The organism is Mesorhizobium sangaii, from assembly GCF_014207355.1.
GTDB lineage: Bacteria > Pseudomonadota > Alphaproteobacteria > Rhizobiales > Rhizobiaceae > Mesorhizobium > Mesorhizobium sangaii.
On sequence record NZ_JACHEF010000002.1, the window covers coordinates 761,791 to 788,787 of the forward strand.

24 protein-coding genes are annotated in these 26,997 nt (G+C 62.7%); 9 read left to right on the forward strand and 15 right to left on the reverse strand.

The window, feature by feature from the left end; genetic code table 11:
* Positions 1-17: 17 nt before the first annotated feature.
* On the reverse strand, positions 18-1,535 hold the full coding sequence (locus HNQ71_RS12780; protein ID WP_184872912.1) for a winged helix-turn-helix domain-containing tetratricopeptide repeat protein: 1,518 nt from the start codon (positions 1,533-1,535) through the stop codon (positions 18-20).
* 239 nt (positions 1,536-1,774) lie between these two features.
* Here HNQ71_RS12780 and HNQ71_RS12785 point away from each other — a divergent pair, with 239 nt between their 5' ends.
* Entirely contained in the window at positions 1,775-2,041 is a 267-nt protein-coding gene (locus tag HNQ71_RS12785; RefSeq protein WP_246461489.1) for a DUF1127 domain-containing protein, read from the forward strand.
* A 182-nt stretch (positions 2,042-2,223) separates the two neighbouring features.
* Here HNQ71_RS12785 and HNQ71_RS12790 read toward each other — a convergent pair whose 3' ends face one another.
* The 7 genes from HNQ71_RS12790 to HNQ71_RS12820 all read right to left on the reverse strand — a co-directional run bounded on the left by HNQ71_RS12790 (position 2,224) and on the right by HNQ71_RS12820 (position 10,579).
* Positions 2,224-3,204, reverse strand: a complete 981-nt coding sequence (locus tag HNQ71_RS12790) for a 2-dehydropantoate 2-reductase (protein ID WP_184872913.1) — start codon at positions 3,202-3,204, stop codon at positions 2,224-2,226.
* A 2-nt stretch (positions 3,205-3,206) separates the two neighbouring features.
* The gene (locus HNQ71_RS12795) at positions 3,207-4,733 is read right to left on the reverse strand and encodes an acyl--CoA ligase (RefSeq protein WP_184872914.1); all 1,527 of its coding nucleotides are present in this window, start codon (positions 4,731-4,733) and stop codon (positions 3,207-3,209) included.
* Between the two features lie 315 nt (positions 4,734-5,048).
* Positions 5,049-6,635, reverse strand: coding sequence for a gamma-glutamyltransferase (gene ggt / locus HNQ71_RS12800; protein ID WP_184872915.1), 1,587 nt, complete (start codon positions 6,633-6,635; stop codon positions 5,049-5,051).
* Positions 6,636-6,665: 30 nt separating this feature from the next.
* Positions 6,666-7,466: an ABC transporter permease gene (locus HNQ71_RS12805; RefSeq protein WP_184872916.1), complete on the reverse strand. Its 801-nt coding sequence runs from the start codon at positions 7,464-7,466 to the stop codon at positions 6,666-6,668.
* Entirely contained in the window at positions 7,463-8,374 is a 912-nt protein-coding gene (locus tag HNQ71_RS12810; RefSeq protein ID WP_184872917.1) for an ABC transporter permease, read from the reverse strand. Before HNQ71_RS12810 ends, HNQ71_RS12805 begins: the two co-directional genes overlap by 4 nt.
* On the reverse strand, positions 8,374-9,456 hold the full coding sequence (locus HNQ71_RS12815; RefSeq protein WP_184873331.1) for an ABC transporter ATP-binding protein: 1,083 nt from the start codon (positions 9,454-9,456) through the stop codon (positions 8,374-8,376). Before HNQ71_RS12815 ends, HNQ71_RS12810 begins: the two co-directional genes overlap by 1 nt.
* An 82-nt stretch (positions 9,457-9,538) precedes the next feature.
* Positions 9,539-10,579 (reverse strand): ABC transporter substrate-binding protein, encoded by a 1,041-nt coding sequence (locus HNQ71_RS12820; RefSeq protein ID WP_246461491.1) that lies wholly within the window; start codon positions 10,577-10,579, stop codon positions 9,539-9,541.
* A 238-nt stretch (positions 10,580-10,817) separates the two neighbouring features.
* On the opposite strand from HNQ71_RS12820, the gene HNQ71_RS12825 reads away from it, so the two are divergent.
* A complete protein-coding gene (locus HNQ71_RS12825; RefSeq protein ID WP_095083584.1) occupies positions 10,818-11,519 on the forward strand; it encodes a GntR family transcriptional regulator in 702 nt (233 codons plus the stop codon).
* A 678-nt stretch (positions 11,520-12,197) separates the two neighbouring features.
* Here HNQ71_RS12825 and HNQ71_RS12830 read toward each other — a convergent pair.
* Positions 12,198-12,962, reverse strand: coding sequence for an SDR family NAD(P)-dependent oxidoreductase (locus HNQ71_RS12830; protein ID WP_210333870.1), 765 nt, complete (start codon positions 12,960-12,962; stop codon positions 12,198-12,200).
* 787 nt (positions 12,963-13,749) lie between these two features.
* On the opposite strand from HNQ71_RS12830, the gene HNQ71_RS12835 reads away from it, so the two are divergent.
* Both HNQ71_RS12835 and HNQ71_RS12840 read left to right on the forward strand, forming a co-directional pair.
* Positions 13,750-15,678 (forward strand): adenylate/guanylate cyclase domain-containing protein, encoded by a 1,929-nt coding sequence (locus HNQ71_RS12835; RefSeq protein WP_184873334.1) that lies wholly within the window; start codon positions 13,750-13,752, stop codon positions 15,676-15,678.
* A gap of 215 nt (positions 15,679-15,893) precedes the next feature.
* Entirely contained in the window at positions 15,894-16,451 is a 558-nt protein-coding gene (locus tag HNQ71_RS12840; protein ID WP_184872918.1) for a dihydrofolate reductase family protein, read from the forward strand.
* Between the two features lie 254 nt (positions 16,452-16,705).
* Here the strand turns inward: HNQ71_RS12840 and HNQ71_RS12845 are convergent, their stop codons facing one another.
* A complete protein-coding gene (locus tag HNQ71_RS12845) occupies positions 16,706-17,008 on the reverse strand; it encodes a YdhR family protein (RefSeq protein ID WP_184872919.1) in 303 nt (100 codons plus the stop codon).
* 7 nt (positions 17,009-17,015) lie between these two features.
* Positions 17,016-17,462, reverse strand: a complete 447-nt coding sequence (locus HNQ71_RS12850; RefSeq protein WP_246461493.1) for a hypothetical protein — start codon at positions 17,460-17,462, stop codon at positions 17,016-17,018.
* Positions 17,463-17,615: 153 nt separating this feature from the next.
* On the opposite strand from HNQ71_RS12850, the gene HNQ71_RS12855 reads away from it, so the two are divergent.
* Positions 17,616-18,323 carry a winged helix-turn-helix transcriptional regulator gene (locus HNQ71_RS12855; protein WP_184872920.1) on the forward strand — a complete coding sequence of 236 codons (708 nt, stop codon included), beginning with the start codon at positions 17,616-17,618 and terminating at the stop codon, positions 18,321-18,323.
* A 199-nt stretch (positions 18,324-18,522) separates the two neighbouring features.
* On the opposite strand, the gene HNQ71_RS12860 is transcribed toward HNQ71_RS12855, so the two are convergent.
* Entirely contained in the window at positions 18,523-19,485 is a 963-nt protein-coding gene (locus HNQ71_RS12860) for an AraC family transcriptional regulator (protein WP_184872921.1), read from the reverse strand.
* A 207-nt stretch (positions 19,486-19,692) separates the two neighbouring features.
* On the opposite strand from HNQ71_RS12860, the gene HNQ71_RS12865 reads away from it, so the two are divergent.
* The 4 genes from HNQ71_RS12865 (at position 19,693) to HNQ71_RS12880 (ending at position 23,243) form a co-directional block, all read left to right on the forward strand.
* Positions 19,693-20,463 (forward strand): alpha/beta hydrolase, encoded by a 771-nt coding sequence (locus tag HNQ71_RS12865; RefSeq protein WP_184872922.1) that lies wholly within the window; start codon positions 19,693-19,695, stop codon positions 20,461-20,463.
* A gap of 146 nt (positions 20,464-20,609) precedes the next feature.
* Complete coding sequence (locus HNQ71_RS12870; RefSeq protein WP_184872923.1) at positions 20,610-21,470, forward strand: alpha/beta fold hydrolase; 861 nt, start codon at positions 20,610-20,612, stop codon at positions 21,468-21,470.
* Positions 21,471-21,538: 68 nt separating this feature from the next.
* Positions 21,539-22,033 carry a DUF302 domain-containing protein gene (locus HNQ71_RS12875; RefSeq protein ID WP_184872924.1) on the forward strand — a complete coding sequence of 165 codons (495 nt, stop codon included), beginning with the start codon at positions 21,539-21,541 and terminating at the stop codon, positions 22,031-22,033.
* Positions 22,034-22,451: 418 nt separating this feature from the next.
* A complete protein-coding gene (locus tag HNQ71_RS12880; RefSeq protein WP_184872925.1) occupies positions 22,452-23,243 on the forward strand; it encodes a bestrophin-like domain in 792 nt (263 codons plus the stop codon).
* A 289-nt stretch (positions 23,244-23,532) separates the two neighbouring features.
* Here the strand turns inward: HNQ71_RS12880 and HNQ71_RS12885 are convergent, their stop codons facing one another.
* The 3 genes from HNQ71_RS12885 to HNQ71_RS12895 all read right to left on the reverse strand — a co-directional run bounded on the left by HNQ71_RS12885 (position 23,533) and on the right by HNQ71_RS12895 (position 26,983).
* A complete protein-coding gene (locus tag HNQ71_RS12885) occupies positions 23,533-24,045 on the reverse strand; it encodes an OmpA family protein (RefSeq protein ID WP_184872926.1) in 513 nt (170 codons plus the stop codon).
* 10 nt (positions 24,046-24,055) lie between these two features.
* Entirely contained in the window at positions 24,056-24,715 is a 660-nt protein-coding gene (locus HNQ71_RS12890; protein WP_184872927.1) for a L,D-transpeptidase, read from the reverse strand.
* 183 nt (positions 24,716-24,898) lie between these two features.
* Positions 24,899-26,983: an adenylate/guanylate cyclase domain-containing protein gene (locus tag HNQ71_RS12895; RefSeq protein ID WP_184872928.1), complete on the reverse strand. Its 2,085-nt coding sequence runs from the start codon at positions 26,981-26,983 to the stop codon at positions 24,899-24,901.
* Positions 26,984-26,997: the final 14 nt, after the last annotated feature.

Genomic DNA, 26,997 nt, shown 5'->3' on the forward strand with positions numbered 1-26,997 from the left:
GCGGGCCTTGCGGCGCGTCAGTCCGGAAGACCGGCCTTGCGGAAGCCATCGACGAAATGCTCAAGCGTCGCTGCGTCGCGGAAGGGCTCCGTCGTGGCCCAGTGGCTGGTCGTGAAATGGGGGTTGCCGACGAGGAACAGTTCGACCTCCGCGAGCGCTTCGTCGAGCCGGCCGAGTTGCGCAAGGCTTGCCGCCAGGAAACGGCGTGAGCTTGTCCGATAGGTCTCGTCCCTGCGCAATGTCTCGACAGCGGCTTCATAATCGCGGACCGCATATTGCGCCGCGCCGAGCGTCAGATAGTACCAGCTTGACGGAAACGGGTTCAGGCGGAACGCCCTGCGAATATGCTCGAGGGCCTCCTCGACCCGCCCGGCCAGCGTCGCGATGTCGGACAAAGCCGCCCAGGCGTCGGCCTCGTTCGGGTCGAGCTCGAACGCCTTGGCGAATTCCGCATCCGCCTCGGTGAAGCTGCGCTCATAGGCAAGCAGGTAAGCCAGGACCCAGCGGCAGCCCGCATCGTTGGGATCGATCGCCACGGCCTTGCGCGCCAGTTCCAGGGCAATGCGGCGGGAAGATTCACTTGGTCCGCCGGAATGCACCGATCCCATCCAATGGTTCATGGCAAGCCAGCGATAGGCCTCGGCATATTCGGGATCGAGCGCGACCGCGCGCGTCAGCATCAGATGCGCTTCCTGCGCCATCTGCGGCGAATCATCCATCAGCTTGCGCGCCCGCACGCAGAGATCGTAGGCCTCCATATTTCTGGGCCGGTTGCGCGGCGGCGGCGCGCGCAGCCGGCCGAGCAGCGCCTCCACGATCTTAGCCGTCACCTCGTCCTGGACGGCAAAGATATCTTCCAGGCTGCGATCGAAGCGTTCCGCCCAAAGATGATCGCCAGTCACTGCGTCGACCAGCTGCGCGTTGATGCGCACGCGCCCCGCGGCGCGTCGTGCGCTACCCTCCAGCAGATAGTGCACGCCAAGATCGCCAGCGATCTGGCGCACGTCCATCGCCTTTCCCTTGTAGGAAAAGACCGAGTTGCGGGCGATGACGAACAGGCCGGAGATCCTCGACAGGTCGGTGATCAGGTCTTCCGTCAACCCATCCGCGAACGAGTCCTGCTCGGGATCGTTGCTGACATTGACGAACGGCAACACGGCTATCGATGGTTTGCCGGGTAGCGGCAAAGGTTTTCGCCTAGCGTCACCGAGCTGTTCGACGGCTCCCGTGAAACGGTAGCCGACGCGGGGAACCGTCGCGATCCATTCGCCGCCATCCCCGGCCGGTCCAAGCAGCTTGCGCAGCTGTGCGATCTGGACGGTGAGGTTGCCTTCCTCGACCGCCGTGCCCGGCCATGCCGCGTCCATCAGCTCGGCTTTGCTCAGGATGTCGCCGGGCCGTCCGACGAGCGCCACGAGCAGCTTGAGCCCGCGGTAGCCGACGGCGACGGGCACATCGTTCCGAAGCAGCGTTCCCGCACCGGAATCAAGCACGAACGGACCAAAGGCAAAGCGCGATCCCTGCATACGCCGCATCTATAGAGCAATTCCAAGAAAGGTGTGAAACGGTTTTCTCGGAAAAGTGCCTAGCGCTTTCCCCATGGGAATCGCGTCAAAACAAGGAGTTAAAGCAGGTTGCCGGTTCCGTGAACGGTGAACTGCTCTAGCCGTTTGGAACTTTTGAGAACTATTTGGGAAGGCTTAATTACCACGCTGTCCGTATCCTGCAGAATTCAGCCTCTTTCAGGTCGAGGGCCTTCGGACCCTCAAGTAATATGGAGGTTGTCGTGGCCAATATTCTTGAATTTGCCCCGCACAAGGCGGCGCGGCCGGGAACATGCGAGGCGCCGGTGTCGCGTTGGCATCTGACGACCCTTCGCGGCATCATCGCGAGCTGGCGCCAGCGAAGCTGGCGTGAGCGGATCCGCTTTCGCTGGGAGCTTGCGCAAATGGCGAAGGACAATCCCCATCTGATCGACGATATCGGTCTGACGGACCGGCAGCTCGAGGCGGAGCTCGCCAAGCCGTTCTGGCAACGATAGCGCGACGGTTGCAAGGGCACCGGATCGCGGCCATGCCATTCGTCATGTTGGCGGCATTGGCTGGGCTGGCCGGCAGTTGTCGGGCGGCGCGGCATCGTCGGCGAACCTTATGCGCGGCTTCTGAATCCGGCGGCAAAGGACTGGCCGGCTGCGAAGGGCTGACAGCAATTATTCCAGGCGGCTCAGGCATAGCAGCCGCGCTCGATGGCCAGCCGCCGCACCAGCGCCAGCACGGCATTGATGGTGGGTGTCGGCTGGTCCGTTAGCCGGCCAAGTTCCTGCACCGCGCTGACCAGCGCGTCGATCTCCATCGGCCGGCCGCGCTCCAGGTCCTGCAGCATCGAGGTCTTGTGCTCGCCGACATCGCCGGCGCCCTTGATGCGCCGGTCGACCGCGATCGGAAAACGCACGCCGAGACTTTCGCCGATCGCCTGCGCCTCCAGCATCATGGTGCGGGCCAGCGTGCGGGTTGCCTCGTCGGCAACGATCGTCGCCAGCGTGCTGCCGGTCAGCGCCGAGATCGGGTTGAAGGAGAGATTGCCCCACAGCTTGACCCAGATTTCGCTGCGGATGTCGTCTCGAACCGGCACCTGCAGGCCGGCCTTGACCATTTCCTCGGCCAGAAGCGTGACCCGTTCGCTGCGCTCGCCGGAGGGTTCGCCAAGCGAGAAGCGTTTCCCCTCGACATGGCGGATCAGGCCGGGCGCGTCGACCTCGACAGCGGGATAGACGACCGAGCCGATGACGCGCTGTGGCCCGATCCGCTGCCAGATCGCCCCGCCGGGGTCCACCGCATTCAACCGCGTGCCTTCAAGCGGTCCGCCTACGTCATGGAAATACCACCACGGCACTCCGTTCTGCATGGTGACGACGGCGGTGTCCGGCCCAAGCAGCGGCGCGATCTGGTCGAGCGCAGGGGTGAGGGAGTGGGCCTTCAGCGCCAGCACCACATAATCCTGGGCGCCGAGCTCCTCGGCCCTGGCAGCGGCCTGGACGGAGACCGAGGTTTCCTGCCCGTCCTCGATCAGGCGCAGGCCATTTGCCTTGATCGCGTCGAGATGCGCGCCTCGCGCGACGATCGAAAGCTCGGTCCGGCCGGCCATGGCGAGCTTGGCGGCGAGATAGCCGCCGATCGCGCCGGCGCCGAAGATGGTGATCTTCATCGTCAAAGTCCGAGTTTGGCGGCAAGCCCGATGCGCTGCAGCTTGCCCGTGGCGCCCTTGGGGATCTCGTCGAGGATCAGGATCTTGCGAGGCACCTTGAAGTCGGCGAGCCGCGTTGACGCATAGCCGCGGATATCGCTCTCGTTGGCGGCCATGCCTTCGCGCAGCACCACCGCCGCCGCCACCTCCTCGCCAAGCTTTTCATGCGGCATGGCGAAGGTGACGACCTGCGCCACCGCCGGATGATCCATCAGCACGTCGTCGACCTCCAGCGGCGAGATCTTCTCGCCGCCGCGGTTGATGATCTCCTTCAGCCGGCCGGTGACGCGCAGATAGAAATCCTCGTCGAGCACGCCTTGGTCGCCGGTGTGGAACCAGCCATGCGCGAACGCCGTGGCGTTTGCATCCGGGTTCTTCTCGTAGCCCGCCGTGACATTGGGTCCGCGAATGACGATCTCGCCGGTTTCGCCGGCTTTGAGCAGCCGCCCATCAGGCGCCATCACCGCCACCTCCGGTCCGGCGGCGGCGCCGACGCTGCCCGGCTTGCGCAGCCCTGGCGGCAGCCGGTTCGAGGCCATCTGGTGCGCCGCCTCGGTCATCCCGTAGGATTCGATCACTGGGCAGCCGAAGGTCGCCTCCAGTTCGGCCATCACCTGTGCTGGCAGCGACGCCGAGGACGAGCGGATGAAACGCAGGCGCGCCGCCGCCAGCGCCTCGGCATTGCGTGCCGCCCGGGGCAGGATTGCCTGGTGCATGGTCGGCACCGCCGTGTACCAGCTCGGCTGCGCGTCGCTCAGCCACTGGAAGAAGCGCAGCGCGTTGAAGCCTGGCGTGCAGTAGATGCTGCCGCCGGCAGCCAGCGAGGACAGCACCGCGCCGATCAGGCCGTGAATGTGGAACAGCGGCATGATGTTGAGGCAGCGGTCATTGGCCGTCAGGCCGAGCGTGGCGCCGATATGGGCGGCCGAGGCCGCGATGTTGGCATGGCTGAGCGGCACCAGCTTGGGTCGCGACGTGGTGCCCGAGGTGTGCAGCAAAAGCGCGATGTCGCCATCCTGCGCCATCTCAGGCGCGGCTTGCGGCCCGATCGCAGGACCCTCGATGGCAAAGCTTCCGGCCGGCGCGTCAGGCAAGGCGACAAGCCTGAGAACGCCGATGCCGAGCCGTTCGGCCACCGTCACCGCCGGTCCAGTCTCGTCCTGCGCAACGAGGATCGCCTTGGCGCCGATGTCGGTCAGGTAGAAATCGAGCTCGTCCGCCCGATAGGCCGGATTGAGCGGCGCCGTCGAGGCGGCTGCCGCCACCGCGACGAAGGCGGTGGCCATCTCCGGCCCGTTCGGCAGCACGATGGCCACCCTGTCGCCCCGGCCGATGCCGCGCGCATGCAGCGCTGCAGCGGTGGTGGCGATCAATTCGCGCAGTCCGCCATGCGTCAGCGTGGTTCTTTCGGGCGCCGAAATCGCCGGCGCATCATCGGCGCCGGCGGCAAGACGGAGGGAAAGGTCTGCATCGTTTCCAGTGTGGGTCATCTCACCGCCTATGTTTCAAGCGACTGCTTGCAAAGTCCAGCGGCGATTCCGGCCAAATCGCCCTCGGACCGATAGTCTACGTTAGCGCCGCCCCTCATCCGCCTGCCGGCACCTTCTCCCCGTAAAGCGACGGGGAGAAGGGGTAACCGATCCCCCGGCGCCTTTCTTGCAGTGATTGGCGAAATCATTGATGAGAGCGTCTTTCTCCCCGTCGCTATACGGGGAGAAATGCCCGGCAGGGCAATGAGGGGCGGCGCCAACACCCGGTGACGCAATCGCCCGACTCCGGGCCGCGCCACGATTGTGCCGATCACCTCAATACCCCAGCGCCAAACCATCCTTGCGCGGATCGGAGGCGCCGGTCAGCGTTCCCTTCTCCCAGTCGATCAGCACCACTTGCCCGCCGCCCAGCGGGTGATGCGGCTCGGCCACGCGGTGGCCGCGTCGGTGCAGACCCTCGATTGCCTCGGCGGGCACGTTGCGTTCGGCCTCCACGGTATCATCATTGTAGAACACACGTGGCGCATCCAGTGCCTGCTGCGGGTCCATGCCGAAGTCGAGCATGTTGGTCAGCAGATGGACGTGCCCGAACGGCTGGTAGCCGCCGCCCATGACGCCGAACGGCATCACCACGCGGCCATTCCTGGTTGCCATGCCGGGCATGATCGTATGCATCGGCCGCTTGCCGGGCGCAATGGCGTTCGGATGCGCCGGGTCGAGGCGGAAGCTCGAGCCGCGGTTCTGCAGCACGACACCGGTCTTCGGCCCGACGACGCCGCTGCCGAATGAATAATAGGTCGAGTTGATGAAGGAGACCGCATTGCGGTCGCGGTCGACGATGGAGATGTAAACCGTGTCGCTGCCTGGCAGGTCCAGGCGCGGCAGATGCGTCATGGCACGCTCGCGGTCGATCTCGGCACGCAGCCGGTCGGCATAGGCGCTGGACAGAAGCTGTGCCACCGGCACCGGGACATGATCCTGGTCGCCGACGAAGCGGTCGCGGTCGCGATAGGCCAGCCGTCCCGCCTCGATCTCCAGATGCAGGCGCTCGGCGCCGTTGGGGTCGAGCCCACCGAGCTTGAAACCCGACAGCACATTCAGCATCAAGAGCGCCGTCAGCCCCTGATTGTTCGGCGGCATCTGGTGAATGTCGTGGCCGCCGTAGGAGGTGCTGACCGGAGCCACATAGTCGCCCCTGGTCGTCGCGAAATCCTCGGTCGAATGCAGCCCGCCCAGTTCATTGAGCCGGCGCACCATATCGTCGGCAACAGCGCCTTCGTAGAATCCGGCGCGGCCGTGCTTGGCGATTATCCGCAAGGTGGCGGCGAGTTCCGGTTGCCGGTGGACATCGCCGGCCTTCGGCGCCTTGCCGCCCGGCAGGAAGATGCGCGCGGCATGCTCGTCGGCCGACAGATCGGTCTCCGGTTCGGCCCAGTCGAAGGCGACGCGGTCATGCACGACATAGCCGTTATCGGCATAGTGGATGGCCGGCGCAAGCGCCTCGGCAAGGCCCTTCCGGCCATGGTCCTCCAGCAGCCGGACCCAGGCGTCGACGGCACCCGGCACGGTGACCGCGTGCGGTCCCTGCAGCGGGATGCAGTTGAAGCCTTTTTCCAGGTACCAATCGACCGTCGCCTTGGCCGGGGCGCGGCCGGAGCCGTTGAAGGCCAGCACGTCGCCCTGTCCCGCCGGGCAGTACAGCACGAAACAATCACCGCCGATGCCGGTCGACTGCGGCTCGACCACAGCCTGCACGGCTGCGGCGCAGACGGCGGCATCCATGGCATTGCCGCCGGAGCGCAGCATCTCGATTGCGGCAAGCGTCGAAAGCGGGTGCGACGTCGCGGCAACCGCTTCCGTGGCACGGACCGGCGAGCGGCCGGGAAACTGGAAATCACGCATTCTGTCTGGACATCCCATGCTCACTTGAAATCAATTCCTGCGCCCGAATATCTGCGCAACCGACAACAGGACGACCGACAGCACGATCAGGCAGGTCGAGATAGCGGCGATCGTCGGGTCGATCTGGTCGCGCAGCGCGTTGAACATGCGGCGCGTCAATGTCGTCGTATCGCCGCCCGATATGAACAGCGAAACCACCACTTCGTCGAAGGAGGTGATGAAGGCGAACAGCGCGCCCGAGACAATCGAGAAGCGGATCTGCGGCATGGTCACCTGCCAGAACGCGGCGACGCGTCCGGCGCCCAGGCTGCGCGCCACGCGCTCCTGATTCATGTCATAGGAGCGCAGGCCCGACAGGACCGTCAGCACCACCAGCGGCAAGGCCTGCACGGTGTGCGCGATGACCAGGCCGGTCAGCGTGTTGTTGAGCCCGATCGGCGCATAGAGGAAGAAGGTGCCGATGCCGATCAGGATCACCGGAACGATCAGCGATGCCGTCAGCAACGCGTTGATGGTGCCGTTAAGGCGTAGCGTGCCCCGGTTGATCGCATAGGCGGCGGCGGTGCCGAGCGGCGTCGCCACCAATGTCGTCATGATCGCCACCTTGACGGAGACGATCGTCGCGTCGCGCCACTCCAGCGACTGGAAATAGGTCTGGTACCAGCGCAGCGACCATTGCTGCGGCGGGAATTGCAGCAGCGTCGAATCCGAAAACGACATGATGACGATGATGATCGACGGCGCGATCAGGAACAACAGCACGAGGCCGCCGAGGGCGTAGAGCCACAGGCGTTGCCGGTGCGAGATTGGCAGGCCGATATCCTCGCTCATCGCGAACTCCATACGCCGGTGGCGCGCGCGCCGAGCAGCCATTGGAACAGGCCGAGAAGCGCCAGCGTGACCACCAGCAGCACCACGCCGAGGGCCGCTCCGGCTCCCCAGTTCGAATAGAGGCTGGTGGTCTGTTCCATGCGCATCGCCCACATGATCACCTTGCCGCCGCCCATCAGCGCCGGGGTGACGAAGAACCCCAGGCAAAGCACGAAGACGATGACCACGCCCGAGGCAAGCCCGGGCAGCGACAGCGGAAAGAAGATCTGCCGGAAGGTCGCGACCGGACCGGCGCCAAGGTTCATCCCGGCGCGCAGGCAGTCGCCGTCGATGGTCTTCATCGAGGCGTAGAGCGGCAGCACCAGGAACGGCAGCAAGATGTGCGTCATGCCGATGACGACGCCCGACAGATTGTTGGCGAGCGACAGCGGTTGGCTGATCACGCCGAGGTCGATTAGCCAGCTGTTGATCAGGCCCTTGCGCTGCAAGATTACTAGCCAGGCATAAGTGCGCACCAGGACCGAGGTCCAGAACGGCAGGATGACGAAGATGAGGCAGATCGACGCCGCCCGGCGCGGCAGTTGCGACAGCATGTAGGCCAGCGGATAGCCGAGCAGGACGCAGGCGCCGGTGACGATGAAGGCGACCTTGAAGGTGGTGACGAAGGTCTTGATGTAGGAGGCCTGCTCGAAGAAGCGCGCGTAATTGGCGGTGCTGAGGAAACCGGCCTCGTCGAACAGCGACAGCCAGAACAACCAGCCGATCGGCACGATGATGATGGCAAAGACCAGGAACAGGCTTGGCGACAGCAGCGCCAGCAACCGCAGCGACTCGCGCCGCGCGTCGGCGCGCAGCGACTGCGCATTCAGATCGCCGGCAGATGCGTGGAAGGCGGATTGCGCGCTCATCAGTCTGATGCCACCAGGACCGTATCCTGTGCGTCGAGGCCGAGGCTGATCGGCTGGCCGGGCGCCGGCATTCTGCCCAGCACGTCGCTGCGGCAATAGTCGCGCAGCGTCAGCTGGAGGCCGTCGCGCAGCGCCGCGTAGCAGACGAAGCTGTCGCCCTGGTAGATGATGTCACCGACCGTCGCATTGAGCACATTGACGCCGCTTTGCGGCTCTGCATTTGCCAAGAGCCGCAGCTTTTCCGGCCGCACCACCATCAGGTGCTGGCCCGATGCCGGCGCCGGCGCCGCGGTGTGGATTCTCCGGTCCTCATACCAGACGGAACCATTGCGGCATTCGACCGGAATGAAGTTCGATTCGCCGATGAAGCCGGCTACAAATCGCGTCTGCGGCGTGGCGTAGAGGGTTTCCGGTCTGTCGAGCTGTTCGATGCGCCCGCCATTCATCACCGCGATGCGGTCCGACATGGTGATGGCTTCGCGCTGGTCGTGCGTGACATAGACCGTGGTCATGCCAAGCCGGCGATGCAGGCTGCGCAGTTCGATCTGCATATGCTCGCGCAGGCCCTTGTCGAGCGCCGACAAGGGTTCGTCCATCAGCACGATGCGCGGCTCGAAGACGATGGCGCGCGCCAGCGCCACGCGCTGACGCTGGCCGCCGGAGAGCTGGTTGACCCGGCGCTCGCTCAGGCCCTGCAGCTTGACCAGATCCAGCGCCTTCTCGACGCGCTCGGCCGTCTCGGCGCTGGCGACGCCGCGTTGCTTCAGCGGAAAGGCAATGTTGTGGAAGACGTTCATATGCGGAAACAGCGCGTAGTTCTGGAACACCATGCCGATGTTGCGCTTGTGCGGCGGTGTGGTGATGATCTCGTCGTTGCCGACCTTGATGCTGCCGGCATTGGCGCGGACAAAGCCGGCCAGGATCATCAGCAGCGTCGTCTTGCCGGATCCGGAAGGCCCCAACAGCGTCAGGAACTCGCCGGCTTCGACATCGAGGTGGAGGTCGCGCAGCACAGCTACGCTGCCAAACCGTTTCTCGATCCGGCGCATGCTGATCGGCAGCGCGGATGGCGCAATGGACAAGATCATCGTCTCCTGAACTGAGGCGGCAGAGGCAGGGCGAGCGGTTGCGCCGCCCTGCCGTGGATTGGGTTCTGGCCGGAGCCTATTGCTGGACCAGATTGTTGAACTTTTCCGTCGCCTCGACCAGTGTGTCGCGCCAGAATTCGGCATCCTGCAGCACCTGCTTCTTGACGTTTTCGGGTGCCGAATTGATGTCCTTGATCCTCTCCGGCGGGATCTTGCCGGTCTCGAAGGCCTTTTCGTTCACCGGTCCGTTGTCGACATAGAGCGGCAGGTTGGCCTGCAATTGCGGGCTGACGAACATCGCCAGCGCCTTCATTGCGGCTTCCTTGTTCTTGGCGCCCTTGGGAATGACCATGCAGTCGGCGGTCAGGACACCCTGGTCGAACGAGAAGCTGACCGGCGCGCCTTCCTTCTTCAAGGTGCCGGCGCGGCCGTTCCAGATGCTCGCCATGTCGACTTCGCCGTCCTTGACCAACTGCATGGCCTGCGCGCCCGAGGTCCACCAGGCATCGACATGGCCACGGATCTTGTCGACGGATTTCAGCGCGCCGTCGATATCGACCGGATAGACCTTGTCGATCGGAATGCCCTCGGCCAGTGCCGCCACGCTCAGCGTCTCGGTCGCCTGGCTGCCGCTCAGCGCGCGCCGTCCCGGAAACTTCTCGACATTCCAGAAGTCGGCCCAGGTCTTCGGGCCCTTGTCGCCGAAGACATCGGTCCGGTAGATGAGCACGACCGAGGTGTAGGAAATGCCGACCCAGTCGTCATGGACCAGCTTCGGGTTGATGCCGCTCTTGTCGATGATGCCGTAGTCGAGCTTTTCGAACAGCCCTTCCTTCGAGCCGCGTGCGCATTCGTCGGCGCCAAGCTCGGTGATGTCCCATTTGACGGCATTGCCGGACACCTGCAGCCGCACGTCGTCGAGGCCGTTGGTGGTGTCTTCCTTGATGGTGATGCCGAGCGCATCGGCGGTCGGCTTGAAGAACGCCTTTGTCTGCGCCTCCTGGTAGGTGCCGCCCCATGAGGCGACGGTGATGGTATCGCCCGCCACGGCGGGGGCTGCGAGCGATGCCATGAGGGCGGCAACCGCGACAACGCTGACATTTCTGGTCATGTTCATTTTCGGCTCTCCAACCGGTGTTCCCATTGTTTTTGATTTCGCATGCTATCTTGTATACAATTTTGAGTGTAGCTTAGCGATCGGTGATGTCAACACCGTCCGGCGCGATCGAATTCAGGCATGTCGAGCAGGGCAAAGATGGAAAGAGACGGCCTCGCTGGGGCGTGGCAAATTACGCCGACTGCGACTACAGCTATGCGTGTCCCGGCTGAAAGACCGGAGAACTGGGGACGAAACCTTGGCCAAGGAAACCAAAAATACGCTGCGCGACTCGGTCTATTCCTCGCTCAAGGCGATGATCGTGACCGGCCAGATTCCGCCGGGCTCGCGCGTCACCGAAAGCGACATCGCCGCGAAGCTGAATGTCAGCCGCACGCCGGTGCGCGAGGCCTTCAACCGCCTCGAACGTGATGGCCTGGTTACCGGCAGGCCGCGCCAGGGCTATGTCGTCACCGAGTTCGACATCAGCATGTTCCGCGAGGCCTTCGAGATCCGCGAACTGCTCGACGGCCATGCGACAGAGTTGGCCGCGGCCGTGGCGACGGAGCAGGACAAGGCGCGGCTGCGCGCCATTCTGACTGAGTGCGAGCGGCTGGCCGCCATTCCTGATCGCACCACCAGGGAAAAATTCCAGGAGCTCGAGGCCGGCATCGACCTGCATCGCGTCATCGCGCAGATCAGCGGCAATGTCATGCTGCACGGCATGCTGTGCGGCATCCTCGACAAGTGCCAGCACTATGTCTGGACCGAGCTCTTGTGGCTGGATGAATGGAAGATCGCCCGCGACGAGCATGCCGAAATCGTCGACGCGATCTGCGCCGGCGATGCCAGCCGAGCCGGCACGCTGGCGCGCGCCCATGTGCGGGGATCGCGCGACAATGTGCTGCGCCTGCTGCAGGCCAAATCGGACTACCAGAGTTTCCTCGCCAAGGCGTCTTGAACACGCCGGCTAACGGGATGAAGCGCCTGGCAGGCCTTCATTGGCACGCCCGAAGAAGTTCGCCTTAGCGGCCAGCGCCTATCATGGGCTGAGTTCTATGCGCTGCGGCCGAACCTGCGGCCGGCCAACGATAACGGGCGGAGGGGTACAGCCGGCGAGGCCGGCTGCATTCGGCCGCTGGAATGACATGACAGCCTGTCGCGTCCTGGTTTTCCAAATAGATACGAGATGCCAGTGGCTCCTACTTAGCGACGAATATGGATCCGGCTGGCGTCCCCGCCGATCGAAGTGGACCGCTAGGCCTTCGTTGATTGCTGCCAATACAGCGCACCGCTCAAGCTGATCGTCCGACAGCTCGCAATCAGGGACTTTATCTCGCACTGACTGAACTGCCGAAAAGGTCGAGATGATGCGTCCGGGAGCAGAGGAGTCGATATATCCAGCGATAGCGTCAGTGACGTCATCGGGAACAAGAAAGTTGAATTGGCGCGAGGTGGTGGAAGCTACGATCCGATTTAGCATTTCGCCTGCTGAAAGCCCCAGCGGATATTATCCGCTGCGGACGGTATATCAGCAAGAACTAATGGGCATCGATCGGGTGTTATGCACCGAATTCTAATTGAACCTGTCGGAAGGACACGCTGCCTCGTTTCGTTCCGGCAAAGTGCCTTTGGCCCTTCAGCCCTTGCGTTCCTGCAGGCTGTTGCCGCCGTCGACCACCAGCAGGGCGCCGTTGACATAGCTGGCGCCTTCCGATGCCAGGAACACCACCGCCGCGGCCACCTCATCCGGCCGGCCGGCCCGTGCCGGCGGCGTATGCAGGGCCGCGGTCCGCTCCATCTCGCTCGACGACCCCGTTTCGATCCAGCCGGGGGCCACGGCGTTGGCGGTAATACCGCTTTTCGCCACTTCGAGCGCCAGCGTGCGCGTCAGGCCGACCATGCCGGCCTTGGCGGCGGAATAGGCTGCCGTGCCTTCGAAGGACACCAGCGGCCCGGTGACCGACGCCACATTGACGATGCGCCCATAGCCCGCTTCGACCATCGCCGGCAGGAACGCCCGGGTGACCAGAAACGCGGTCTTCAGGCTGACGTCGATCCCTTGGTCCCAGTCGGCCTCCGTCATGGAGAGGAACGCCTTGTCGACCGATGGCGATGCCAGCGAGCCCATGCCGGCATTGTTGACCAGGATGTCGACAGCGCCGGCGCTTGCCCGCAGCCGCTCGACATCGGCGGCGATGGTGAGATCGGCGACCGCGGCGGTGGCATCGATTCCCTTCGCACGAAGCTCGGCGGCGAGGTCGAGCACCCTCGCGCTGGCGCCGGTGACGACAACGGCATGGCCGGCGTGGCCGAGCTGCCGGGCAATGGCAAAGCCGATGCCGTCGGCCGCCCCGGCCCCGGTGATCAGTGCACGCCTGATGCTGGTGGGGGATATGGTCAAATCAGGCTCCGCTGGTTTCCGCCTGTCCGCCAAGTCGGACCGCGGTCGCAATCAACGAACCATAGTCGATGGATGGATTTGGCGCGCCGGAGGAAATGGAAACGGGTACCACCATGCTATTTCGGGCCTATCAATTCCTAAGGCTCACCCTGAATGTAAGTTCGTCCATTGCACAGAATGTTGGCGCACCGGTCGCTGGCCGCTGCGCGAACGGCAGATTTCGAACCGGAGGCTCAAATGTCGGTTGTCCAGGAAGAAGCTTCGCCCGCGGTCCCCTCACATCCCGAGGAAATCAAGTCGGTTTTCGACCTGCGCTTGGGCAAGCATGTTACTTTGCAAGGCAGTGCCAGGATAACGCCGGCAGGCGTGATCAGCGCCGGTATCGCAGTGGCCGTGATGACGCTTGCGATGGGCCATCTTGCCTCGTCGACCAGGCGTCGCGGGCGATAGGCGAGAGCCGCGCCGGACGAGATGAAACTGGGCACCGCTATGTCATTGCTGCGCCTATTGGTTTTTGAGATCACCGCTCGGAGTGGAAGGTCCGCTTAGCACCATGAGCGACGCACTGCACCGAGGCGATAAACGTCTCAATGGGGGCAGGAAGCGACTGTCAGCTTTCAGGTTGGGCAAGAAAGCGACCCCTTGCGTCCAGCGTAGTGCGGACCGCTTTGCGCCGATTCTGCTGAAAAAGTCCGACTCACCGCAAAGTGGCGCCGCGGGGCGGGCCTCTCGTCAGGGCACAGCATTGGGTGTACCATTTTGGCCCTGTTGGATCCGGGGCCGGATGATGATCGTCCCTCCATTGAACCGGAAACTGCTGGCGATCCTGGCAGCGGATATGGTCGGCTATTCAACGGCGATCGAAATTGACGAAGCTGGCACCATCGGACGCCTGAGAGCTATTCGGGCTGACGTAACCGATAGGGCGATCGCTCTGCACCAGGGTCGAATTGTCAAACTGTTAGGAGATGGCGCACTTGTCGTCTTCGACAGCGTTGTCGATGCGGTAATCTGCGCAGCCGAAATTCAAAAAGCTGTGGCCGTTCGCAATGGTGGATTGCCGGAGAATGAGCGGATTGTGTTCCGCATAGGGATAAATCTTGGCGATGTGGCGCTGGTGGATGGCGATGTTTATGGCGACGGCGTCAATATCGCCGCTCGCATAGAGCAGCTTGCCGAGCCGGGCGGAGTAATGGTGTCAGGTACGGCCTACGACCATTTGCAGGGCAAGCTTGATTGGCCACTCGATTTCGTTGGCGAGCAGCATGTCAAGAACATCAACCGCCTCGTGCGGATGTACCGGGTGAGGCTTGATGGCAAGCGAGTGCGCTGGACCTTACGCAAGGCGATGCCGCGCTGGACCAGGACGGCTGCGGTGGCCATCGTAGTGCTGGCTCTGGCGGGTGGAGGGACCTGGTGGTTCCTTCAGCCCGCGCCACTGGGGGCCAAGCCGTCCGTCGCGGTGCTGCCATTCAATAATTATGGCGACGACGAGGTCACCGGTCGTTTGGCCGATGGGTTGACTGAGGATATCATCACCGACCTCGCACGGTTTCCCGAACTTGAGGTCGTGGCCCGGAATTCGACGGAAGTTTACAAAGGCAAGCCGGTGGATGCGCGCCAGGTCGCAAGTGCGCTCCATGTCGGCTTCGTGCTGGAAGGCTCTATCCAGCGACAAAATGGGCGGGTGCGGGTCACCGCGCAGTTGATCGATGCACAAACCGGCAACCATCTGTGGTCGGATCGTTGGGACCGGCCCGCTGAGGACGTGTTCGCCGTCCAGACCGAGATTGCAGAGCAAGTCACCAACCGTCTCGGCAACGGCGTGGGGCTGATTCAGGGAGCGGGGCGGGCTGCAGCGAAGCGTAAACGGCCGGACAACTTGACGGTCTATGATCACTATCTGCTCGGAACCGAAAGGATTGAAAAGATTACCGTAGCGGATGAGGAGGAGGCTATCAGGCTGCTCAACCTCGCTGTCGAGCTGGACCCCGGGTTCGCTCGCGCCTGGGTGGAACTTTATCATGCTCATAACATATTGGCTGGCTTCGGTATTAATCCCGAGAGCGAGATCAAGGCGGCTGCCGATGTAGCCGAACGCGCGGTGCGGCTCGATCCGAGCGACGCCGAGGCGCACGCCGTTTTTGGCATGAGCCTCAAAGAAAAGGGCGACAACGCCCGCGCCAAGGTCGAGCTGGACACGGCCCTCCGCCTCGCTCCGGGTTCGGCCGAAATCCTGACATTCTATTCCGGCTATGCGGCAGGCTTCGACGAACCCGAACGCGGCGCTCAGTTGGTCGACCAAGTTATACGGCTCGACCCGAATTACCCGATGTGGGCAACTAGTTTCTACTCCACGGCCTATTTTATGGCTGGCCGCTATGAGGACGCCGTGAAGATGCTGGAGCGCAAGACGCCCGATAACCACGGCAAAGGGGATTGGGTGGTGCGTAGCAGCTCCCTCGCGGCACTGGGTCGAACCGATGAGGCGAATGCTTCGGTCAGGGAAACCCTCAAACGGTATCCGGACCTGACCGTCGAGGGCCTGGTCAATGAATTCAGCTCGAGCAAGAGGGAGCGCGCTCGTTTCATCGAGACAATGCCGCTCGCCGGCTTCCCGCTTTGCGCCAAGCCCGAGGGACTGGCAAAGCTCGCCAAACCAGTGCGACTACCGGAATGCGAGACGGGGGAGGCGCAGCCTCTCGGGCAGCCGTAGAACAGCTCGGCTTGAGCGCTGACCGCCCGGTGAAATGAGCATCCCTACAGTGAAAGCCGGCTCGGCAAGTGAAGTCTGGCCAGTGGCGGCTATGTCCGGAATTGAGCCGCCAGCAGACTGCTGGCACCAACTTCTGAAACCGACCCATAGCAGAAGTTGAACATCAACCGCGAATAGCCCTACGCCCTTTCTAGCGGATGGCTTAGGCTCGTCGCATGGGACTATTGACCTTCAGCATAAACGTCACCCTGGACGGCTGCGTCGACCATGAGGAGGGAATCGCTGACGACGAGACGCACGCGTTCTTCACCCGCCTTATGGACGAGGGCGGGGCGATGCTGTGGGGCCGCATCACGTACGAGATGATGGAGAGCTACTGGCCGGCGGTCGCTCGCGGCGACGTGGAGGCGCCGCCGGCGATACGCGAGTGGGCGGTCAAGCTGGACGCCAAACCGAAGTACGTGGTGTCGTCGACGCGAACGGACTTCCCGTGGGCCAACAGCCACCACATCGCCGACGACCTGCGAACAGGCGTACAGAGGCTCAAGGACGCGACTCCGGCCGGCGTGCTCCTCGGTAGTGGCAAACTCGCAACCGAGCTGGACCGGCTGGATCTGATCGACGAATATCAGCTCCTCGTCCATCCCAGGATCGCCGGCCACGGCCCGACCCTGTACCAGGGCGGGCTGCCCAGTGCGCGACGGCTCGAGCTGGTCTCGGCGAAGCCGCTCCGCAACGGCGCGGTCGCTATGCACTATCGGCGCGAGCGCTGACCCGGAGCAGCCTCAAAGCGCCCAGCTCGGGGGCTTGCGTGTCGCAGGAGCGCCGCCGATTAACAGTCGGCTTTGGCCGCATGGCAGCCTGGATGAGAACAGATGCACCCAGGCGCCGGGCCGTCTGTAGCGGAGACCTCGGCTGGCTGCCCGTACTGGCGGGGTGAGGACAGTTGGAGGTGCCTGGGACGTCCGCTTTCCGCCCCTAGTAGCTTGGTCGTCCGCAACACGCGCCCTGCCAAGCTCCGGCAATACTACTTCACCGGGCCACGTGTGATGGTCGTGAGTTCTGCGATCACGTCAAACGCCTTGATGCTCAATGTCGGGTCACCTTTCATCTCCGCAATAATCGGCCCGTCCAGGAAGGCCTGCACCGCGGCGTCATCGTCGAACAGGTAGATCCCGCCGGCTTCGCTTTGGGCCTCGTTTATGATCCAGACCTTCCAGCGCAGGCCAGGTACGTCCGCGATGGGTTGAGCATAGGGCAGGTTTTCTTTCTCGTACTCGGCCCTTGGCGCGTTGAGCTTGTAGTTGATTTGCAGGATTTTGGCCGACATAGGAGTGCTACTTCGCGGCTGCGAGAAGATAGCCGCCCTCCCAATGCCAAATTTGCTTGTCATCGACCGTCACGTTCAGAATAGCTTGAAAGCCGGCCAACGTCCCGCTTCCTGCGGAGAACGCGCAATGTCCTGTTGGCGGTTTCGCGACGTCATAGACGATGCAATAACCAATCGCGGAGTCGCCTGGCCCGACGGCGAGAACGACGGAGCTGCTCGTAAATAGCGGGCTACTGAGAACAGGGCCATAATAAAGAACCTTGGTGCCAGCCGGTATTTCTTTCAGACTCGATTCGGTAATTGTACAGAAGCTCGGTGTTTCACCGTTGTAATCACTGCATTCCTTGGAAAATTTTAGAGGCGATAGCTTGGGCGCGCCGGTCGCCATCGCGGGCCAGCCGAACGACACCGTAGCCAAGAAAGTCACTGCGAGAATTTTTCTCAAAGCAAACATTTTCTTGCTCCTAAGTCTGACCATCCGAGTTCAATCACCATGACGGCGGAAGGCGGGCAGGCGCTAGGGCAGCTTCAGAAGCGTTCCGCTTCAGATTGTGAACTGGCCTTAGACCTTCGCAAGGACTAACTTGCGGCAAAGGAGCGCCCGGCCATGACGCGTCGGCCTTACGGACTGATCTGTCCGATCTCGCTTGCCTGCGAGATCCTTGAACCGCGCTGGACGATCCAAATCCTGACCGAACTCTGGAACGGCTCGACCCGCTTCAACGACATTCGCAAAGGGCTGGGCAACATCTCGTCCGCCATCCTGTCGAGGCGGCTCAAGGAGATGGAGTCGTCGGGCCTGGTCGAGCGCGTCGAGGACAAGGCGGCGGGCACCGTCAATTATTTCCGCACCGAGAAGGCAATCAAGCTCGAACCGGCGATGAACGCGCTGGCGGAATGGGCGCTATGCAACATCGAGGCGGAGATCGCGCTCAGCGGTGCGGATGCTTCAACCATCATGTGGGTCGTTCGGCGAATGATCGACCTCGCTGAACTGCCGCGGCGGCGCGCCGTCATCCGCTTCCATTTCCGCGACGATCCCCCACTGAAGTGTCCCAACTGCTGGTTTGTGGTCGAGCCAGGCGCGGACTTCCCCGAGCTATGCTGGCTCGACCCCGGCCGGGATGTCGACCTTTACGTCGAGACCGGCGTTGTTTCACTAGGGGCCATCATCGAGGGCCATTCCAGCATCGAGCGCGAGAAAGAAACGGGCCGCCTTTTTCTGAGCGGCGACCCCGCCCTCGCCCGCAGCATGGACCGCTGGCTACGAACCTCGGTCTATGCAGCGCTCCATGGAATTGTCCAGCTTTCTTGAAAGCCATATTGGGGTTGCAGCCTTGTTCAACCCGCCCAGGACGAATGGGTCATATGGGCTTGCCTCAAAAGCTATAGCGCAAACAATAAGATAGCGGTGCCCAGTTTCATCCTGTCCGGCGCGCCATTTGTGAACAAAACTGGACACTCCTGCCGGAGCCGCCCATCGCCAGACCTTCCAGAAGCCAGCTTGGTCGAGGTCAATCGGCGACTTCTGCTTCCAGGACGTCCCCTTGCCTTCGGCCACCGTCAGACCGGCGAGCTGCTCGATAACGGCCAGGCGATAGGCCATGATGTCGATGGAACAGCTTCGAAAACGCGGCCGGGGTCTCGTAGCCGACACGGGTCGCAATCCTTGCAATCCCCTCGTCGCTTGTTTCGAGCAGAAACGCAGCCTCCGACATCCGGCGTGCGATCAGATAACGGTACATGGACTGGCCGACGAGGTTGGTGAAGCGAGCTGAAAACGCCGAGCGACCGAGCCCCACCCGCTGCCCTAGGTCGCCTAGGGTCCAGGGTTGATCCGGCCGTTCGTGAATCAACTGAAGCGCCGGTCCTATGTGCGGGTCCGCCATCGCCCCCAGCCACCCGCCTTCTCCGGAATCGAGAGACTTGATCCAGCTTCGCAACACCTCAACGAAGAGCACTTCTGTCAGTCGTGAGAGTGCGACGCCTTGCCCGGGACGCGCGAGCGCCGACTCGCTCACCATGCGTTGCAGAATTGCCTCGAGCCATCCGCCGTCTTCCGTCGGCTTCAGGAGAAGCAGGGGCGGAAGTAATTCCAACACGCTGCCGCGCGAGGGCCGCTCCACAGTGAAATTGCCACAGATCATCGTCGAGAGCGGCTGCGCGTTGCCTCCATGACGAACGACGCCAAGACGTCCGGGCAGTCGATCGAGGTCCGGAATCGGTAACGGCTTCGTCCGGCGGTCCGAATAAATCACGTGAGGCTCGCCGCGTGTGACGACGACAAAGTCGCCCGCGGTCATGTGGAGTTCTCGTCCCTGATCAAGCTCGAGGGTAGCTGAGCCACGATTGAGATAATGGAACAGGGCGTAGGGGCGCGCTGGCAAAGCCAGATTCCATGGATGGCCCAGCTCGAAGTGGAAGAGCAGAGTCCCACCGAGGCGAATGCGATCGAGCACTTGGGCGAGGATGTCCATCCTCCCGATGTTAATACGACGGACGGTCAGACACAATATTCGGACGATTGATGCCTAACGTCCGAATGCTCCACGTAGTACCTGATCTCAAGTCGAGCCAACAGGTCGCGGGCAACCATTGCGCAAACGGCAGATGGGAGAACCGCGACTTGTGCCGACACGCCTGCCCCGGACCCGCGTCGTCCGTCATCTCAACAGGAGCAATCAATGCGAAATCTTCTACTCTCAGTCGCCACCGTCCTCATGGCCGGAGTAACACTTGCCGCCCCTGTCCAATCAGCTCAACTGCCCAAGGGCGCGGCTCACAATATCGTGCTCGTCCATGGCGCTTTCGTCGACGAGACGAGCTGGAAGCCGGTTGCCGATATCCTCACGAAGAAGGGCTACAACGTAACGCTTGTCGAAAACCCGCTCACTTCCCTCGCAGCGGACGTCGATGCCACCAAACAGGCGCTCGCGAAACAGAACGGGAAGACCGTTCTCGTTGGCCACTCTTGGGGCGGTGTGGTCATCACGCAAGCAGGTGACGATCCAAAAGTCTCGGCGCTCGTCTACGTCTCCGCATTCGCGCCCGACGTGGGAGAATCTCTGGCGAGCTTATCCAAGAGCGGTCCGGCAACCGAAGGCGCCGCGGCGATCCATCCCGACGAAAAGGGCAACCTCTACATCGATCCCAAAGTGTTTCCTTCGGCAGTCGCGGCTGACCTTCCTCCGGAGATCGCCGAATCCTTGGCAAACCATCAGCTCCCGTTGAACCACACGGCGTTCGAGGCTCCCGTCGGTAAGGCAGCTTGGCGCGACAAGCCGACGTTCTATGTGATCAGCACGAAGGACAAGGTCATCGCACCCGAGGTCCAGAAGATATTCGCCAACAGGATGAAGGCCCAGACGAAGGAGGTCGCCGGCAGCCATGCCTCCCTCGTCGTCCACGCGAAGGAAGTCGCCGCGGTGATTGAAAAGGCCGCACTCGTGAAGTGACGATACCGCTCCCGGCACTTTCGTGCCGGGAGCACGCGTGCTCGGCGGACTATGGAATGCCTTGGACCGCGAGCGGCTCAGACCTAGCCAAAACCGCACCAGCTACCCCCACTCGATTATTTCATGACAAGTATCCGGAGGATGACATGACTGAGTTCGACACCGCGAGCCAGGACGCCGCCACGCTAGAAACGGCACCCACCCGTTACATCGAAGGCAGCGGTATTCGCTTCGCCTATCGCCGCCTCGGCCCATCGACCGGAACGGCGCTGGTTCTCCTGCAGCATTTCTCGGGCAACATCGACGCGTGGGACCCCGCCGTCGTGAATGGCCTGGCCGCCGATCGACCGGTGATCGCTTTCGATAACACCGGGGTTGGCCGCTCGACAGGCCAAACGCCCGACAACATCGGGGCGATGGCCCGAGACGCGGTCGCTTTTATCAAACTGCTCGGCCTCCCCGAAGTCGATCTTCTGGGCTTTTCCCTCGGCGGCTGCGTCGCCCAGCAGATCGCTGCCGAGCACGGACGGCTGGTCCGCAAGCTAATCCTCGTCGGCACCGCTCCGAAAGGCGGAGAGGAACACCTGTTGACGGTTCTCCAGGACGCGTTTTCCCAAACCGAGGCGCCGGACGTCCGCCTGCCGCTATTCTTCACGAAGTCGTCCGCCAGCCAATCGGCCGGCCTGGCATTCCTGAAACGGGCGAAGGTGCGTAGGGAAGATCGGGACACCGATAACGGCGGCGCGGTGACGGATCGGCAGGCCAAGGCGCTTATTACTTGGTGCGCCACACCTGATCCCGAGCACGCCATTCTGCGCGCCATCCGCCAGCCCGTCCTTGTGGTCAGCGGCAGCCACGACACCATGCTGCCGGCGGACAACGCCTACGCAATGTTCAAGGCTCTAAGCAACGCCCAGCTGGTCCTCTATCCCGATTCCGGCCACGGCGCGCTGTTTCAGTACCACGAATTGTTCGTCAGCCACGTCCGGACCTTCCTGGAAGCGTAATCGGCGGTTGCATAATCCCGGCGCGATCGGTCGCACCTTTGTTCTTGAGAGCTCTTGCGGAGAAAGAAATGACAATCGCAAAGATCGAGGTTGAGCGTTTCAGCCTGACGTGTTCCAAACCATTCGACGCCGTTGTGGCCGCGCTCAAGTCAGCGGTCGGGCAACCTGACATGGTCGAATTTTTCAAGGCGACGAGGGCTGCAAATTCCTTCTCGGATTTGGAGCGCGTTGTGCAAAACGGCCAAGGCCGCACAGGTCTCATGCTCTTCGCGGAATTCGACCTGGGCGCCATTCTGCGCCGCGAAACTGGAGGCGACACTCCTAAGAGCATGCGGTTTTTGGTGGGCAATCCACTCATCATGAAAGAAATGGTCAAGCACGTTCCGGATGCTGGATCTTACGCTCCAGTCACAGTCCTTCTTGATCAACGTGCCGATGGCGTGCATTTGTCCTATGACAAAATGGAGAGTTATCTGCTCTCTTATGGTAGTTTGGAGGCTCTTGCTGTCGCCCGCGATCTTGATGCGAAAATCACAACCTTGTTACGCGAATGCGCAAGCTAAACTTTCCTGATGACGTTCAGACTGATGGAAGTGAGAGTCCGTCCCGAAAACGCATGACCTCTCGCGAGGCTCACCGCGTAAGGGCCGATCAGCGATCCGAGGCGGCCAATGGAAGATGCGAAACCGCCACCTGTCGCGCGGCATCTCGCTGGATAAGGCTCCGGAGTGTACGTGTAGATGACTGAGCCGAGGAGAAATGTCATCATTGCGAAGCCCAGGCGGGATCGATCGGCGGGCAATCGGGATTCCTCCTGTCGCAAGCACCCACTGCGATGCGATTAATAAATCATGTCTTTCGACCGGCGCTGGCAGCCGTGCGTAGAGATTGTTGACACGATGGAACACAGTGGCATTGCCACGAGTGGAACGACGGCCCTACAAACGCCTGCCGACGAATTCTCAGGATAGGGCAGGCGCTATGAGTGGCTGGTTGCACACTCTTCCACTCGCTTGGATGGCTCTCGTCGTGTTCGGGGCCACCTATATCGTCGCGTTCATCTTGCACCAAGTCATCGCCGCTCTGTCTGCGGGCTCCACGGCGCGGTCATTCAAGGCGCTTTCGCCTGGCATGTTGCCGCCGCTCGGTATCATCTTTGGCTTATTTGTGGCGTTCACCGCGGCTCAGGTCTGGAGCGACAACGATCACGCCAATGCGGCAGTCGATCGCGAGGCCAGTGCATTGCGGTCGGTCGTGGTTCTGGCGAGCAGCTTTCCCGGGGAGCCCGAGGCGCGCTTACGGACGCTGGTGCGCAGCTATATCGAGGAAACGACGAGCCAGGAGTGGCCGCTGATGGCCGAGAGCGCGGCGACCCTCACCATAATCCCGCCAGCGCTTAACGAGGCGCTGCGGACGACGCTGGCTTTGACGCCAAGCAATCCCGGCCAGGAGATCGCGCAGCGCGAGATGACGAGGTGGCTTGAAGACGCCTTCGAGGCGCGTCGCCAACGGATTCTCGTCAGCGCCGCACAAGTCAACCCCACGAAGTGGGCCTGCCTGATCCTGCAAGCCTTCTGTGCTCTTCTCGCGATCGCGGTCGTTCACAGTGATAACCGAATGGCGTCGGCGATCGCTCTTGGAAGTTTTGCGACCGGCGTAGCGGCATCCGTTCTCTTGATTCTCGCCCACGATCGGCCCTTCACGGGAGAGATCGCAGTATCGCCGCAGCCGTTGCTGCAAGTTATGCCGGAAGCCAAAGCGGGCGGCGGATGATACAGGTAGGAGTGCAGAGACGGGTAAATTGCCACTCCGGCGTGGCGCCGGTGACAATGACTGTCTTCGGGATCATTCTGACAGTCAGCGACAGGATCGCCTCGCGGCACTGAGGAAGCTGAAGCCAATGTCAGCAATTGGTGCAATCAAGACGTCCGGCCCTGTCGCTGGCCACGTCTGCTTTCAGGCAGCGGTTAAGCCAATCTCTTCGGCCAACATGAGGCGCAAAGCAGCCATGCCGTCGTCGCGTTGTGAGACTCTGATTTGGTGACAAGCAAAACAGCGGCCCCTACGACTCGTCCCTCTCATCGCGCAAATTAGACACAACGCGGCGGTTCTGCGACCTGCAGGCGGCGTTGGGGCAGTCGCGGACGAGCCTGTCCTTGCCGTAGCCCTTGGCCCACATGCGGTTGCGGTCTATGCCGCCGGCGGCGAGGTAGTCCATCACCGCATCGGCGCGCTTCTGCGACAGCGCCGTTTCACTTGCGCTGGGATCGTCGGCGAAACCCTGCAGTTTGAGCAGCCAGCGCGGATACTTTGCTAACCAGGCGATCTGGGTGTCGAGGGTGGCCTTGGCGACAGAATCGAGCGCGGCCGAACCTTGCGTGAAATAGGTGCGGCGGCCGACATTGAGGATAAAATCCTCCTCGCTGCCCGGCTGCACGTTCTGGAAGCCGGCAACCTCGGCGTTGGTGACGTCGGGCGTGGGAGGGGCCAGCGTGTTGCTGGTCGAGCAGGATGCGGCCAGCACCAGCAGGCTGGCGGCGAGCAGCCGGCGCGTGTTTTCAATCATGCGGTTCATGAGGCGCCAATCATTCGACAGTGGTGGAAGCGGGCGCCTGGTCGGCGATGTGCGGTAGGACCTCCACCGCGGTGCCGATCGGGCACCGCTGGTAGAGGTCGATGATGTCTTCCGGGAACATGCGGATGCAGCCGCTGGAAGCGTCGGTGCCGATGCTCCATGGCTCCAGCGTGCCATGCAGGCGGTAGCCGATGTCGGCGCCGTCGCGGTACAGATAGAGCGCGCGCGGCCCGAGCGGATTGTTGGACGCGCCGCCTGCGATCATGGGCGGTAGGTCCGGCCTGCGCTTACGCATTTCGGGGGGCGGGACCCATTGCGGCCACAGCGCGCGGCGGTCGATCGTCGCGCGGCCGTACCATTTGAAGCCGTCCTTGCCGACGCCGACGCCGTAGCGGATGGCGGTCTTGTTTTCCATGATGAGGTAGAGGAAGTGGTGGCGGGTATCGACCACGACGGTGCCGACCGGCTCGCTGCTGAAATACTTGACGATCTGGCGATGCCATTTCTTGTCGATCTTGGCGAAGTTGGTCTTGCGATAGACAAAATTGTTGTCGCTGGCGGTACCGGCGAAAAAGGATTTTGCCGTCGCGGCTTGAACACTATTGCCGGTTGCACCGACCGCGACCAGCGCCAGGCCGCCGAGCACGACACCCCTGCGTGATAAAACCATCGGCAATCCCCCATGCCTTAAGCCTGGCGGACCATAATTGAGAATTATTTCGCCTCAAAGTGGAAAATGCGTCAGTTAGCCGCAAGCGGACTGGCAAGCTTTTGGGGGTGAAGCGCCACAAGCTGCCATTCCACTTCCGACCTCATCCCGGAGGGCAAGCCGGCATCGGAGCTCCCCCCGCGACTAAAATCTCAATACCCAGGCTTCCACTTTTCCCTTGCCTTTGACTTCGATAGCGCCGCGCGGCTCGAATACGAATTGGTCCTTGAGCTGTTCGTAGACGGGGCGCGTCACCTGAACAGAGTCGGGAATTCCGCCAGACTCCATGCGGCTCGCAAGGTTCACTGTGTCACCCCACAAATCATAGATGTACTTACTCTTCCCAATGACGCCGGCGACCACTGGCCCGCTGTTGACGCCAACCCTGAGCTTCATCGAGACGCTGTGTTCCATCGCGTGCTCGCGGGTAATGTGGACCATGCGGATGGCCATGCGGACCATGCGCTCGGCGTGGTTGGCCACCGGCACGGGTAGGCCGCACACCGCCATATAGGCGTCGCCCACCGTCTTGATCTTCTCGATACCGAGATCATTGGCGGCAAGGTCGAAGCGCGTGAAGAGTCCGTTGAGAAACATCACGACATCGTGCGGCGGCATCTCCGATGTCAGTGCCGTGAACCCGACCAGGTCCGCGAAGGCGACCGTGACCTCGGCGAAGCCGTCGGCGATCCCCTCCTCGCCACCGCGCAACCGGTTGGCGATCGGTGCCGGCAGGACGTTGAGCAGCAGCTGCTCGTTCTCGCGGTTCTTGTTCTCGATCACGACATTCTTTTGGTGAAGATCCGCAACCATGCCATTGAAGGCTGAGCAGAGCTCGCCAATCTCGTCGCGCGTGCGGACCGGCACGCTGGTCGCATAGTCGCCAGCAGAGAAGCGTTTCACCCCGGCAGTGAGATCGCGGAGCGGTCCGAGCAGCGCGCGCGAAAGCCAGGCGGCGGTGGCGGCCACCACCAGCAGCGCCAGTCCGCCGACGACGAGCAGGTCCCGGCGGAGCCGGGCGATCGGCGCGAAGGCCTCGGCGCTGTCGACCTTGGCGACGAGTGCCCAGTTGACGCCGGGAATCGCGAGCGGGCCCCACGAAGCGAGCGTCGGGACGCCACGGTATCCGATGACCTCGCCTGTGCCCTCGACACCTGACAGCGCAGCCCGGGTGGCCCGGGTGTCGATGCGCTGATGAAGAACCGGTGTCCCGTAACGCTGAATGGCGGCGATCTCCTCGTCCGAAGCGCCGGCGGATTTGAGGTCGGCGAAGTAGTTTTCCCGGTTCTCGTAGAACGCCCGCGAGCCTGAGCGCGCCAGATAATCGGGTCCGACGAGATAGGCCTCACCCGTGTCGCCGAACCCGTCCTGCCGCCAGCGGCGATCGCCAGTGACAACGTTGTCGATCTCATCATTCGATAATTGCGCGACCAGCACGCCGATGACGACGCCCTGGGCAATCACCGGTGCCGCCATAAAGGCGATCGGTGCGCCGCCTGATGGCGCATAAGAGACGAAATCTTCGAGGCAGATGGCTGACGGGTCTGCGACCTGCGAGCAGCGGGCGACGGCGGCCGCGACGTTGGTGCGGCGGTACGGACCCAACTGAAGGGACGTGGTGAAATCCACCTCCTTATCGACCGTATAGATCAGGCGCCCCGATTTGGGATCGGCAATCATGAAATCGAAAAAGCCGACCGTGGCAGCCGCAGCGCGCATCAATGGATGATATATGGCATGCAGCCTGGAGTATTCGCTTCCGTCGCCGGCGTCGTCGAGAAGCTTGCGCCGCTCCGCCGGGTTGGGATTTTCTACAATGTAGTGATACTGCAGATAGTAGGGGGCACCCCCGACCGGCAGGTAGTCCGACAGGGCTGGTTCCCTGCCCAGGGTGCGTGTCATTCCGGGGATGATGTTCTCAGCGTACCAATCGCCGACCTTCTGCCGCAGGTCAGGCGGCGTGCCTGCCCGATCGAGTTGGTCGACCGCGATCCGGAACTCGCGTGTCGCATCGACCACCATCTTGGAAGTGGCAAGCAGGCGCAGCTCAGCCTGGATCGTGCGGAAGTAGGTTTCAACCTGGCGCGCCTTGGCCTGACGGGCGGCCGTGAGTTGGTCGAAGACTGCTTTTTCGAGAGCGTCGCGGGCGCGGAAATAACCGAGCGCCCCGGTCACCAGGACCGCGATCGCGCCAAGAAGGACGAGGGTGGTAAACAGCTTTGCGGCCAAGCCCCACCTCGCGG

Bases quoted from the DNA above. Each gene is read 5' to 3' on its own strand.
- HNQ71_RS12870 (WP_184872923.1), top strand. From the start codon at position 20,610: ATGACTGAGTTCGACACCGCGAGCCAGGACGCCGCCACGCTAGAAACG.
- HNQ71_RS12865 (WP_184872922.1), top strand. From the start codon at position 19,693: ATGCGAAATCTTCTACTCTCAGTCGCCACCGTCCTCATGGCCGGAGTA.
- HNQ71_RS12855 (WP_184872920.1), top strand. From the start codon at position 17,616: ATGACGCGTCGGCCTTACGGACTGATCTGTCCGATCTCGCTTGCCTGC.
- HNQ71_RS12840 (WP_184872918.1), top strand. From the start codon at position 15,894: ATGGGACTATTGACCTTCAGCATAAACGTCACCCTGGACGGCTGCGTC.
- HNQ71_RS12795 (WP_184872914.1), bottom strand. From the start codon at position 4,733: ATGACCCACACTGGAAACGATGCAGACCTTTCCCTCCGTCTTGCCGCC.
- HNQ71_RS12885 (WP_184872926.1), bottom strand. From the start codon at position 24,045: ATGAACCGCATGATTGAAAACACGCGCCGGCTGCTCGCCGCCAGCCTG.
- HNQ71_RS12780 (WP_184872912.1), bottom strand. From the start codon at position 1,535: ATGCGGCGTATGCAGGGATCGCGCTTTGCCTTTGGTCCGTTCGTGCTT.
- ggt (WP_184872915.1), bottom strand. From the start codon at position 6,635: ATGCGTGATTTCCAGTTTCCCGGCCGCTCGCCGGTCCGTGCCACGGAA.
- HNQ71_RS12890 (WP_184872927.1), bottom strand. From the start codon at position 24,715: ATGGTTTTATCACGCAGGGGTGTCGTGCTCGGCGGCCTGGCGCTGGTC.
- HNQ71_RS12790 (WP_184872913.1), bottom strand. From the start codon at position 3,204: ATGAAGATCACCATCTTCGGCGCCGGCGCGATCGGCGGCTATCTCGCC.
- HNQ71_RS12835 (WP_184873334.1), top strand. From the start codon at position 13,750: ATGATCGTCCCTCCATTGAACCGGAAACTGCTGGCGATCCTGGCAGCG.
- HNQ71_RS12810 (WP_184872917.1), bottom strand. From the start codon at position 8,374: ATGAGCGCGCAATCCGCCTTCCACGCATCTGCCGGCGATCTGAATGCG.
- HNQ71_RS12850 (WP_246461493.1), bottom strand. From the start codon at position 17,462: ATGTTTGCTTTGAGAAAAATTCTCGCAGTGACTTTCTTGGCTACGGTG.
- HNQ71_RS12785 (WP_246461489.1), top strand. From the start codon at position 1,775: ATGGAGGTTGTCGTGGCCAATATTCTTGAATTTGCCCCGCACAAGGCG.
- HNQ71_RS12880 (WP_184872925.1), top strand. From the start codon at position 22,452: ATGAGTGGCTGGTTGCACACTCTTCCACTCGCTTGGATGGCTCTCGTC.
- HNQ71_RS12820 (WP_246461491.1), bottom strand. From the start codon at position 10,579: ATGAACATGACCAGAAATGTCAGCGTTGTCGCGGTTGCCGCCCTCATG.
- HNQ71_RS12845 (WP_184872919.1), bottom strand. From the start codon at position 17,008: ATGTCGGCCAAAATCCTGCAAATCAACTACAAGCTCAACGCGCCAAGG.
- HNQ71_RS12875 (WP_184872924.1), top strand. From the start codon at position 21,539: ATGACAATCGCAAAGATCGAGGTTGAGCGTTTCAGCCTGACGTGTTCC.
- HNQ71_RS12805 (WP_184872916.1), bottom strand. From the start codon at position 7,466: ATGAGCGAGGATATCGGCCTGCCAATCTCGCACCGGCAACGCCTGTGG.
- HNQ71_RS12860 (WP_184872921.1), bottom strand. From the start codon at position 19,485: ATGGACATCCTCGCCCAAGTGCTCGATCGCATTCGCCTCGGTGGGACT.